This window comes from Rhizobium sp. LjRoot30 (genome assembly GCF_964253915.1).
Taxonomy (GTDB): Bacteria; Pseudomonadota; Alphaproteobacteria; order Rhizobiales; family Rhizobiaceae; genus Metarhizobium.
Genome location: NZ_CAXUSG020000018.1, coordinates 18,339 through 30,060 on the forward strand (window position 1 = coordinate 18,339; position 11,722 = coordinate 30,060).

Below are 11,722 nucleotides of genomic sequence, written 5' to 3' on the forward strand. Positions count from 1 at the left end.
CTACCTCACTTGCGACGCGTCATTGCGTTCAGTTCAGCGAGGAGTTCCTGGCGACGGTCCTGCAATTGTTTTGGGCCGTCTATCAACTCGACGAACCATAGTCCGTCCGCGGCAAGACGGACGATCACGGCCAGGAGCGCAGAGTCGGTATCTTCATGCTGACGATAGCGCTGTTCGAGCCAGTCACGCCACCGATCGCGCATGTTGGCCTCGGCAAAAAGCGCGGCGTAGAGCGTGTTGGTGCCGCCCGCTTCGGAAGCCTTGCGCGAAAAAACATCCAGGTAAGCGCGGGAAAACCGCCCCGTCGGTTCAGGATCATTCGCCATGACCTCGGCGATATGGTCATTCATCTGCCGCAAAAGTTCGTCGCACAAAGCCTCCAGCAGAGCATTCTTGTTGGGGAAATGATGCAACAGCCCGCCTTTGGTAACGCCTGCCTCGCGAGCAAGCAGATCGAGCGTCAGATGCGCCGTACCCTTGTCGGCCAATACTTGCGCCGTGACGTCGAGCAATTGCTGTCGCACAAGTTCGGGCTGCTTCTTGCGGTGATATCCTGTCGTCATTTTCGAATGGTATCCTTTGAGGGGGCGAGCTGCCGTTCTGACGGATTTGGGGCTGGCCCTGGCATTGTCAGTGGGTCACAGCCTTGGAGAACACATTCACCACGACGACACCACCCACGATCATCGCCAGCCCCAGCACAGCCGGGAGATCAAGCTTCTGCTTGAAGACGACAAGGCCGACGATCGAGATGAGCACGATCCCCAATCCGCTCCAGATCGCATAAGCGATTCCAACGGGAATGGTGCGCAGCGCCAGGGACAGAAAGTAAAAGGCGCTGAGATAACTCACGGCCATGACGATTGTCGGGACAGTGCGGGTAAACTGCTGTGATGCCTGCAAGGCCGAAGTACCGACGACTTCCAACGCGATCGCGATGCCAAGGGCAATGTAAGTTGTAAATAGAGACATGTTCAGGCTTCCATCCTTCGATCTGCCAGATAAGGCACATGATGCCAGGGAAGCGAGAACGCCACCCAATTACACAAACATACCATCTGGATGGTTGCCTGTAAAGAATGGTTTCGCCCCTTCGGCTGGTGAGGGCTTATGTCGACAGAACGCAGGCAGCTTGAAGATAGTAACTATATTGCCCGCAGGTTCGTGTTGTATTCGCTGGCGCTCAAAGTCGGTTGTGGGAGGATTGTTTTGGCCTCACTTATCCGGCTCAGGAATAACCAGAAAATGGCGCTCTCTCAGCGAAGGGAGCTAGCTGAAATTGCTTCATCCAAGCGGTGAGGCCGTGTTGGCCGCGGCCGCGCAACCGCTTTCAACGCAATTATAATTCGACGACACCAATCACACCCGCGTCTCCCGGAAAGCAAACGACGGCGCTCAGGAAGGAGTGCTTCTCAGCACGTGCAAGGATTCGTCGGCTATCACTCGCTCCTCATCAGTAGGGATTACCAGAACGGTGATCCGACTTGCCTGGCTTGTGATGACGGATTGGGATCCTTCATTTGCCTTAGGATCGAGGTCGATTCCAAGCCACATCAACCGCGTGCAGATCTCGGCCCTGACGGCAGGTTGGTTCTCGCCGATGCCACCGGTGAACACCAGAGTGTCAAGGCCGCCGAGAGTATTAGCGAGCCGGGCGATTTCGCCGGCGATGCGAAGGGTGAACAGTTCGAGCGCCTCCCGCGCTTCCTCTTTCTCGCTGTCAAGCAAAACCCGTGTATCACCGCTGATCCCGGAAACACCAAGGAGACCGGATTTGTGATACAACAAGGTCTCAAGTTGCCCAACGCTCTCGCCGTTTCGAGCAAGATGCAGCACAACGCCAGCGTCGAGCGTTCCGCAGCGTGTCGCCATAGGTACGCCGTCAAGCGTCGAAAAACCCATGCTGGTATCGCGGCTGACGCAGCTATCGAGGGCGCAGAGGCTGACACCAGAACCCATATGAGCGACCACGACTTTACCTGCCGCCTCCATGGGCCATTCCCGCGTTAGGGCGCCAGCGATAAACTTGTACGAAAGGCCATGGAAGCCATAGCGTTTGATCCCCTTGTCGTGCAGCGCTCGCGGAAGCGCAAAACGTCGAACGATGTCGGCGTTGGTACGGTGGAAGGCGGTGTCGAAAGAAGCTGTCTGGGGAATGTTCGGCCGGAGGCGCCTGATGGCGTGGATCAGATGCATGGCCTGAGACTGATGCAGCGGTGCAAGTGGCACAAGTGCCTGCATTTGGATGATCGTCTTATCATCGACAAAGACCGGTCCGTCAAAGATGTCACCGCCATGTACGACGCGGTGACCAATCGCGACCACGTTGGAAAGATCATAATGCCGGGCCAGGCGGCTGAAGGTCTCGCTGATGACTGTGTCCAGTTCTTCGTCCTGCTCGGCTTCGAGAATGATATCCAACCGATCCGGACCATCTGACAATTCCAGACGCAGCGGCGTCTCACGAAAATCTATTTTCCCCCTACCGGTTTGACGTAGAGACCCATCTTCCACGGTAAACAGACCGATCTTGATCGTAGAGGAGCCGGCGTTGAATGTGAGCAGCAGCTTATCATTCATGCGAATCGTCCTGCCGCCGGTTGACTGCGGGCAACCATAAGTCTGGCGAGCGCAGCGGATGCAATGCGGGCAGAAAGTGGATCGGCTCGGCTGGTGAGTACGATTGGAACACGTGCGCCAAGGACTACGCCGGCTGCGGTCGCGCCAGCAAAATAGATGAGTTGTTTGGCAAGCATGTTGCCTGCCTCCAGATCCGGTACCAGCAAGATGTCCGCTGTGCCCGCGACCGATGAGATGATGCCCTTAGTTCGCGCCGCATCGATACTGATGGCGTTGTCGAAAGCGAGCGGCCCGTCTACCTTCGCGCCAGTGATCTGCCCGCGCGCTGCCATCACTGTGAGTGCTGCGGCATCGAGCGTTGTCGGCATTTTAGGATTGACGGTTTCTACGGCGGCCAAAACGGCGACATGAGGTATTTTCACGCCAAGCGTATGCAAAAGATCGATCGCATTCTGGCAGATGTCGCGCTTTTGTTCGAGCGTAGGCTGAATATTGATCGCTGCATCGGTGACGATCAACGGCCTATCATAGGCCGGCACGTCGAGAGCAAAAACGTGACTGATGCGCCGTTCGGTTTTCAGGCCGGATTCTGGAGCGACAACTGCGGCAAGCAGTTCGTCGGTGTGGAGGCTACCCTTGACCAGCACGGAGATTTTTCCGGATACCGCCATGTCTACGGCTCGAGCGGCTGCTGCGTGACTGTGCGGTACGGCTACTATCTCAATGTCGTCTAGCGATACCCGCGCGGCCTTGGCGGCGGTGCGGATCTTATCTTCCGGCCCGACCAGCACCGGATCGAACAGACCTTGATCACGAACTTCTATGGCAGCCAGCAGAGATTCCGGCGAACAGGGATGGACGATAGCTGCCCGGATCCTGGGGAGATTTCGCGCCTCTTTTATGATTGCCTTGAAGGAGTTTTCTGTTCGTATCGGTACAGGAATTGGCCGATCAGCAATGCACTCCATCGTTTTGTAGGGCGCCAGCACAGTCGCCGTTCCCGTCAAAACGACTTCCCCGTCTTGGCTAGTGCAGGTGGTGTCGAGAATGACTGCTCGCTGCTCTGGTAACTTCCTTGTAACCCGGACAACGGCTGTAATGCTGTCTCCGGTTTTGACATGCCTGAGGAAGCGGAAGTCTTGTCCCAAATAGACGGTTCCGGGTCCCGGTAGCTTGGACCCAATCGCGGCAGAGACGAGGGCACCGGTCCATATGCCGTTTGTGACGACATTGTCGAAGAGCTTTGCAGCTTCCTCCACTGAGCCGGCCGCAGTTGAGTTGCCGCTTCCCACCATCACGGTGAGAAGGTCGGTGTCATCCTGACCCGCGACCCTTGTTAACGTTGCGGTCTCACCGATCTGGATTTCGTCGAACGTGCGGTTTTTTAGAAAACTCTTGTTCATCTCGTTTCCTGTGTCGAAAAGATAGAGAAACCGTTACCTTTTCGAGCTTCGACGCTACGTCGCTGCGAGCGTCCTTCCGAGGTTGACGGTCTGGCCTACTGTCAGGTCGCAAAGCTGGACATGAGCCTGCTGCGCCCGAACTAGGGCCAGCTCTCTGGAATGCACCACGACTATCGCGACATCCACGCAATGCGGGCGCGTTTTCGGATCAGCGGGACGCAGACCATTTCCAGTCGCGGATTTCTGGCATGTCTTCGCCGTATTCACGAACATGGGCATTGTGCAGCGCAAGTTTGCCGATCAGCATGTCGATTACATGCGGAACCTTTTCCTTCAGCCCCGGCACCCGCTCGATAGCTTCGAGCGCCAAATGATAGCGGTCGAGCTGGTTCAGCACCGTCATGTCGAAAGGCGTTGTGGTCGTGCCTTCCTCAACGAAGCCGCGAACATGCATGTTGCGGTGGTTGTTGCGCTTATAGGTCAGCCGGTGGATGAGGTAAGGATAACCGTGATAGGCGAAGATGACAGGCCGCTCGGTGGTGAAGAGCCTGTCAAATGTATCGTCAGAAATCCCATGCGGATGGTGCTCTTTTGACTGAAGCGTCATCAAGTCGACAACGTTGACCACACGGATCTTCAGTTCCGGGATCGCCTCGCGCAGTATCATCACGGCCGCCAGCGTTTCCATCGTCGGCACGTCGCCCGCGCAGGCCATCACCACATCCGGCGCAATCGCGTCATCCTCATTGCTGGCCCAGTCCCATGCCCCGATACCGGCCTCGCAATGTCTGGCCGCATCTTCGATCGAAAGCCATTGCGGTTCCGGCTGCTTACCAGCCACGATCACGTTGATACGGTCCCAGGTGTTAAGGCAATGGTCGGCCACCCATAGAAGCGTGTTGGCATCCGGCGGAAGGTAGATTCGCACCACGTCAGCCTTCTTGTTGGCAACCAGATCTACGAACCCCGGATCCTGGTGGGAGAAGCCGTTATGGTCCTGTCGCCATACATGTGAGGTCAGCAGGTAGTTAAGCGAGCTTATCGGCTTTCTCCACTCGAGATCGCGCGTCACCTTCAGCCATTTGGCGTGCTGGTTGAACATGCTGTCGATGATGTGGATGAAGGCTTCGTAGCAGGAGAAGAATCCGTGCCTGCCTGTGAGCAAATAGCCTTCCAGCCACCCTTGGCAAAGGTGTTCGGAGAGCACTTCCATCACCCGCCCATCGGGCGAGAGATGCACATCATAAGGTTCGATCTTTTCCATCCAGACGCGGTCGGTAACTTCGAATACCGCACCCAGCCGGTTAGAATCCGTTTCGTCGGGTCCGAATATACGAAAATTCTTCTCCTGGTCGTTGAGCTTCAGCACATCGCGCAGGTATTTGCCGAGCACTTCCGTTGTTTGGACGATCTTTTCGCCCGGCAAGGTCACATCGACGGCATAGTCGGAAATCGGCGGGCATTTCAGTTCCTTGCGAAGGATGCCGCCATTGGTATGCGGGTTTGCGCCCATACGGCGATTGCCGGTCGGTGCAAGAGCTTTCAACTCCGCCTTCAGGCTTCCGTCTGCGTTGAACAGGTCTTCCGGATTATAGCTTCGCATCCAGTCTTCGAGAACCTTGCGGTGGCTGTCGTTTTCACGGCAGTTGGCAACCGGAACCTGGTGTGCGCGCCAGAAATCCTCGACCTTCTTGCCGTCGACCTCTTTCGGTCCGGTCCATCCTTTCGGGCTGCGCAGGATGATCATCGGCCAGCGCGGTGCCTGCGTGGAAGCAGCTCCCGAGCGAGCCTTTTCCTGGATCGCGCGGATCATGTCCGTTGCCAGATCCATCGCATCCGCCATCAGCCGGTGCATCGCCTCCGGCTCGTGACCCTCGACGAAGATCGGCGCATAACCGTGACCCTCGAACAGCTTCCTCAGGTCATCGTGCGGAATGCGTGAAAGGACCGTGGGGTTGGCGATCTTGTAGCCGTTCAAGTGCAGGATCGGCAGAACCGCGCCGTCGCGTGCCGGGTTCAGGAACTTGTTCGACTGCCAGCTTGCGGCCAGTGGTCCGGTTTCGGCTTCACCGTCGCCGACGACGCAGGCAACGATCAGGTCCGGGTTGTCGAAGGCTGCACCAAAGGCATGCACCAGTGCATAACCCAGTTCGCCGCCCTCATGGATTGAGCCGGGGGTTTCGGGGGCCACATGGCTCGGTACGCCGCCGGGAAAAGAGAACTGCCGGAACAGCTTGCGCATGCCGTCCGCGTTTTCTGGAACGTCCGGATAGACCTCGCTATAAGTCCCTTCCATCCAGGTGTTTGCGACCATGCCCGGTCCGCCATGGCCCGGCCCGCAGATATAAATCATGTCGAGGTCGCGGTTTTTGATCACCCGGTTGAGATGCGTATAGATGAAATTGAGGCCGGGGGTCGTACCCCAGTGGCCCAGGAGTCGCGGTTTGATGTGCCCGGATTTGAGCGGCTCTCGCAGCAGGGGGTTGTCGAGAAGATAGATCTGCCCAATCGAAATATAGTTCGCGGCGCGCCAATAGCGGTCTAGAAGCCGTATGTCCAATGGCGGCGTGTTTGATACTGCAACTCGTTCAAGTAGCTCCATCTCTCATCCCTCTCAAAACAACCGTCAATCGCGTTTGCAACTTGCGTTATTCATTTCCGCGAAGACCTGAGAGACAGTTCCTCGATCAACCTTGCCACGCCGACCTTGCTGCCTTTTCTGCTTGCCCTGAATTTGGCTTGGGCAAACTGAATACGCAGCGTCGTCTCCCAGCGCTCCCAATATCCAACTTTGGCACGATAAGATACCATCTGGATGGTTTTGTAAAGCGTGTGGCCCCTGCGGATCGCGTACTCTGACTGATTGATCGAAATTCGCGGCATTCGAGAAAAAATGGAGAAAGAGAGGGGTCTTTGAATTTCTACTGTCACTATTTGGGTCAGCTAGTTGTTCTAAACCGGCTTACCCGGTTGTTTTGATCCCCGGCGCGCTGCTGAGAAGCCTCTGTCTGACGCAATGAACCGTTCCAGCATGGGTACAATCAGCTTCTTCGGATCCGTTGAGGCTCGACCGCTCTCGCGACCCAATGCTTCCGCGTATTCGATCAAGTCCCGATGCAGTCGACCCGGAAGATCTATTGTGATCCGTACAGGCTTCTCTTCAGTGAGTGGGCCAAGTTTGAGTTTGGTCATGTCAGCCTCCATATGGTTCCAGCACGAGGTCGCGGGTGACAACTATACGCACCGGGAAGCCCGGGCGGATGGTAAGGGTTGGCTGGACGTTGAGCTGGCGGCGCACTATCTGCTGACCAGCATCGTTGATGGTGTCTTGGCCTCCATCTCGGATCGCTCGGAGCAGCCGGTCCTGGTCGTCAACGGCGAGCTCGGCGCCAATGGACAATAGGGTTGAGAGACCGGCCGCCTTGGCGAGATCCCACCAGTGATAGTCCACGCCATCTTCCAGACCAGCGTAGCCCTGACTGTCCGCGCCCGGCTGGCGTTCCAGAACGATCGACCGGCCATTGGGCATGATCAGCCGGTTCCAAACCAGCAGCACGCGGCGTTGCCCAAACCCGACGCCATTGTCATATTCACCGATGATGCGGCTACCCTGCGGCAAGAGCAGGATGCGGCCGGTCGGGCTGTCATAGATGTTTTCCGTGACCTGCGCGGTGATTTGGCCGGGAAGGTCGGAGCGAATACCGGTGATGAGCGCGGCAGAGATTACCGCTCCAGCCTGAAGGATATAGGGCGATGCCGGGGCCGCGACGCGATCCGCCGACACGGTGCGCCGATCGACTGGGGCATTGATGAATGCCAACTGGCGATCCTGTCCCGTTTGTGGGCTGCCCTGACCTCCGGGAGCCATGCCTGCGAACCCCGAAGTGGTGCTGCCTGGCACAACGCCGGGTCGGGCTTCGGTCTGGAAGAACATCCGGCTGGTGCGGGCGGCTTCCTCTTCCGCGAGGCGGCGCTGCTCCTCTTGATCTATTCCTGGAGCGCCAGCCATTGTCGGTGGAATGACGGGCTGCCCCCGGTTCCGGGCGTCGAGTATCGGACCGCCAAGATCGCCGGGAAGGGGTGGGCCGAGAACCGGGCCGGTGTAGTCACGTGGCAGGCCCGCTAAGCCATCTGCGGTGCTGCGGTTGTCGATGGAATAGAGTTCCTCGCCGCCAGGACCTGCTCCGCGGGTCTGAAGCGCGTAAATCAGCGCACCACCAACGCCGAGCGCGGAGATAACGCCAAGTCCGGCCAGAACCTTACGCGACAGCCGGGTGACCCGTGGGGCCTCGGCGCGCAGGCGCATTGCCGGCGCGGCATCACCTGTCGCACCGGTCAGCGAGACGGCGGAATCGTCGTCGGGTTCGGTTAGCTCGTTTCGGCTGTTATCGATTTCGCTCATGATGCGGGCCTTCCGTCGGTGCGAACGATCCTGACGACTTGCTGGCGATCGCCGCTGCCAAGACGCAACTCGGCGGCGCCGAACATGCGATCCACGATCAGGATATGTTGGTGGATGCGACTGTTGACGATTTGCGCTTCGCCTTCAGGACCAATGACGAAGAGAGGAGGCATCTCGCCCTGGACGATGCCACGGGGGAATTCGACATAGACACGGCGACCGTCGTCATAAACAGACACGGGCTTCCAGGGTGGATTGCCCCCAGTGAGGCCATAGCGGTAGTTCCGGGCAGTGGCGGCCGGAATGATGGGTGTGGTGGGTACGGACTGCCTCGATCCCGGCTGTGCGGGATAGGCCCATGCGACCGCCGGCATGTAGAGGGTTTCGCGGGCACGAAGCTCGATCATGTATGTCCGGCGATCGGTGGTGATGATGAGGTTAGTGGAGATGTGGGGACGCGTCGGTTTAACCAGCACTTGCACACGCCGGGTCAGGCCAGCGCCGCTTTCAGTATCGCCGATGATCCAGCGTGCGGTGTCACCGGCTGCGATCGGACCTGCGCCAGTCAGGTTTTCACCGGGTTCAAGTGCGATCGTGGTGATCTGGCCGACCGCGGCGTAGACCTGATAAAGCGCCCCTTCGCTCCAGGGGTAGATCTGGATGGCATTGTAGTATCCCTCGCGCCTCGGCTCCACGCGGGCTGCGACGTTGGCGCTCTCGATACGTCCGCTGGGCGTTCCTGCCGCAGTCCCGCCCCGGCTCGCAGTCCAGCCAGGGGGCACATGCAAGGGCCGGGGCGCCTGTTCTGTCACGACGGCCTGAACGGCTGGCAGCGGCGGAACATCGGAATCGTAGCTTATTTCCGGCGGCTTCTGCATTGTTGCGCAGCCAGCGAGCATGGTTGCGGCGAAGAGAACAGCGAAAGGGGCAGCTTTTTTTCTTGCGGGTCGGTCCGATGCGCTGACGATAACGCTCATTGGCTCATCTCCCGCGACCAGGAGATCGCATTGACATAGATGCCTAGTGGGTTGGACTTCAGCCGTTCGGCGTTACGCGGAGGCTGCACGACAATCGTGAGGATCGCGGTCCAACGCTGCGTGCTGGAGAGTTGGCCGTTCTCGTAGTGGCGTTCTGTCCAGGCCACGCGGAAGCTGTCGGGCGATGCCCGGATGACGCTCGATACCTCGACGGTGACTTGGTTCCGGCCGACCTTCGTGAAGGGATCATTGGCGCGGGCGTAGTCGTTGAGCGCAGTTGCGCCGCGATCGGTCGTAAACTCATAGGCGCGCAGCCAGTTTTGGCGAACGATGATCGCGTCTGCAGGGATCGAGCGTACCTGCTCGATGAACCGTCCCAGATGCCAGGCCACCTGCGGATCGGTTGGACGGTAATCGCTGGCAGCAGGGGCGACGGCCTGCGATTGACCGAGATTGTCAACTTGTACGACCCATGGAACGACAGTGCCGCGTGCCGACTGCCAGACTAAAGCTGAAGCGAGACCGGCCGATAGCATCAGCGAGCCGAAGGCCATGTAGCGCCAGTTCTTCGCCTGAATGCGCGCGGAGCCGATACGGTCATCCCATACCTGAGAGGCTTTCTGGTAGGGCGTTTCGGGTTCGGGCGATTTACCATAGTGGGTAGCGGGGCGTTTGAAGATGTTCATCAGCGGTCACTTTCAGAAAGATTGATGGAAGAGCCACCGCCATGGGCGTCGCCGGAGCGCACCGCATGAGCGGCGGCCGAGACGCCGTGTGACATCGACTGCGAGCGCTTCATGCGCTTTGCCCAGGCGGGCTCGCCGCCGGATGCGGCGGGAGATGCAACCTGAGCGGATTCCCCGCCGATGGTGCCCATCGAGGAGGAGCCGCCAGTGGTCTCGAAGGCTGATTTGGCTCCCTCGGAGAAGCTGGTTTTGACGCTCTCGCTGGCTGTGGACGCAGCGCGCTTGAGGGGCGAGACGGTGGCGCTGCCAGCAGCTTTCGCAACGCCACCGAGACCGGAGGACACACTGCCGCCACCGAACTGGCCAGCGGAAGCAAGACTGTAGGCGGTGGATGCGCCGCCAGCAGCCGCGGCGGCGCCACGAACGGCGGCAGCCCCGCCAGACAGGGCAGCAGCGCCACCTCTGGCCGCGAGGCCTGCAGCACCAGCGCCAGCCATCATCGCACCGCCAACCGCAAGCCCGGTGCCGACGGCAGCCCCAGCGCCAAGCTGGGGGCCGCCTGACACGAGGCCATTGGCAATCCCTGGGCCGAAGATGCCGAGACCGAGAAGGGACAGCGCCGCCAGCACGATCGCCATGGCGTCGTCGATGCTCGGCGCCGCTCCCCCGAAGCCGGCGGTAAACTGGCCGAAGAGTGTCGATCCGATGCCGATGATGACGGCGAGCACCAGCACCTTGATGCCCGAGGAAACTACATTGCCCAGCACCTTCTCGGCCATGAAGGCGGATTTGCCGAACAGGCCGAAGGGAATGAGCACGAAGCCGGCCAATGTCGTCAGCTTGAACTCGATCAGCGTGACGAAGAGCTGGACGGCGAGAATGAAGAAAGCGAGCAGGACGAGGGCCCAGGCGAACAACAGGCAGGCGATCTGGATGAAGTTCTCGAAGAAGGACCAGTAGCCCATCAGGCCGGAGATGGATTCGAGAAGCGGTCGACCCGCATCGAGGCCGGTCTGGGCGACTTTACCGGGGCGCAACAATTCGGCGGTCGTAAAGCTGGTGCCTGAGCCTTTGAGGCCAAGTCCGACGAAACTGTCGAACACAATCTTCGCCAGATTGTTCCAGTTGCTGATAATGTAGGCGAACGCGCCAACGAACAGAGTTTTTTTGACGAGGCGTGCGATTATGTCGTCGTCAGCGCCCCAGGACCAGAATAGTGCGGCCAGCGTAACGTCGATGACGATCAGTGTGGTGGCGATGAAGGCGACTTCGCCGCCGAGCAGGCCAAAGCCGCTGTCGATGTAGCTGGTGAAGACCTGGAGGAATCGGTCGATGACGCCGGTGCCGCCCATTGTTATTGTCCTTCGTTCTGATGTGGCGCGGTCGGCAGTACGGGAGCTAGTGGTGAAGGGATGCCGAGGAAGCGGTCGCGGCTCTCGGCCCAGACGCCCAGGCATTCCGTATCGCGGGTCGCGGCTTCACCCAGAAGCTGGCATCGTCGCTGCCTGGCGCGCAGCGAATCGATACTGGACGGCTGAACATGCCGGGTAGACGGCTCTCCGGGCACCTCCTCCTCTCGGGTCATCTCGATAGCGGTCGCCGTGATAGCGATCGCGACGAATATGATGGCGCCCAGGCGGGCCAGCATCTTGCCGTCCATTGTATTTCCCTTCC

General features: G+C 59.2%; 11 protein-coding genes. All 11 read right to left on the reverse strand.

The window, feature by feature from the left end; all coding sequences use genetic code 11:
- Positions 1 to 5: 5 nt before the first annotated feature.
- Complete coding sequence (locus tag ACSQ3I_RS24725) at positions 6 to 512, reverse strand: TetR/AcrR family transcriptional regulator (RefSeq protein ID WP_436003393.1); 507 nt, start codon at positions 510 to 512, stop codon at positions 6 to 8.
- A gap of 118 nt (positions 513 to 630) precedes the next feature.
- Positions 631 to 972, reverse strand: coding sequence for a DMT family transporter (locus tag ACSQ3I_RS24730; protein ID WP_062425048.1), 342 nt, complete (start codon positions 970 to 972; stop codon positions 631 to 633).
- A gap of 423 nt (positions 973 to 1,395) precedes the next feature.
- Complete coding sequence (locus ACSQ3I_RS24735; protein WP_062425046.1) at positions 1,396 to 2,580, reverse strand: acetate/propionate family kinase; 1,185 nt, start codon at positions 2,578 to 2,580, stop codon at positions 1,396 to 1,398.
- Positions 2,577 to 3,983, reverse strand: coding sequence for a bifunctional enoyl-CoA hydratase/phosphate acetyltransferase (locus tag ACSQ3I_RS24740; protein WP_062425045.1), 1,407 nt, complete (start codon positions 3,981 to 3,983; stop codon positions 2,577 to 2,579). Before ACSQ3I_RS24740 ends, ACSQ3I_RS24735 begins: the two co-directional genes overlap by 4 nt.
- Positions 3,984 to 4,191: 208 nt before the next feature.
- Entirely contained in the window at positions 4,192 to 6,585 is a 2,394-nt protein-coding gene (locus ACSQ3I_RS24745; protein ID WP_062425044.1) for a phosphoketolase family protein, read from the reverse strand.
- A gap of 350 nt (positions 6,586 to 6,935) precedes the next feature.
- Entirely contained in the window at positions 6,936 to 7,175 is a 240-nt protein-coding gene (locus ACSQ3I_RS24750) for a DUF2274 domain-containing protein (protein WP_062425063.1), read from the reverse strand.
- Position 7,176: 1 nt separating this feature from the next.
- Entirely contained in the window at positions 7,177 to 8,385 is a 1,209-nt protein-coding gene (locus tag ACSQ3I_RS24755) for a TrbI/VirB10 family protein (RefSeq protein WP_062425042.1), read from the reverse strand.
- Positions 8,382 to 9,284 (reverse strand): P-type conjugative transfer protein TrbG, encoded by a 903-nt coding sequence (gene trbG / locus ACSQ3I_RS24760; protein WP_370359676.1) that lies wholly within the window; start codon positions 9,282 to 9,284, stop codon positions 8,382 to 8,384. Before trbG ends, ACSQ3I_RS24755 begins: the two co-directional genes overlap by 4 nt.
- 74 nt (positions 9,285 to 9,358) lie before the next feature.
- The gene (gene trbF, locus ACSQ3I_RS24765) at positions 9,359 to 10,048 is read right to left on the reverse strand and encodes a conjugal transfer protein TrbF (protein ID WP_062425040.1); all 690 of its coding nucleotides are present in this window, start codon (positions 10,046 to 10,048) and stop codon (positions 9,359 to 9,361) included.
- On the reverse strand, positions 10,048 to 11,400 hold the full coding sequence (gene trbL, locus ACSQ3I_RS24770) for a P-type conjugative transfer protein TrbL (protein ID WP_062425039.1): 1,353 nt from the start codon (positions 11,398 to 11,400) through the stop codon (positions 10,048 to 10,050). The genes trbF and trbL overlap by 1 nt, the downstream gene beginning before the upstream one ends.
- 2 nt (positions 11,401 to 11,402) lie before the next feature.
- A complete protein-coding gene (gene trbK-alt / locus ACSQ3I_RS24775) occupies positions 11,403 to 11,708 on the reverse strand; it encodes a putative entry exclusion protein TrbK-alt (protein ID WP_062425038.1) in 306 nt (101 codons plus the stop codon).
- Positions 11,709 to 11,722: the final 14 nt, after the last annotated feature.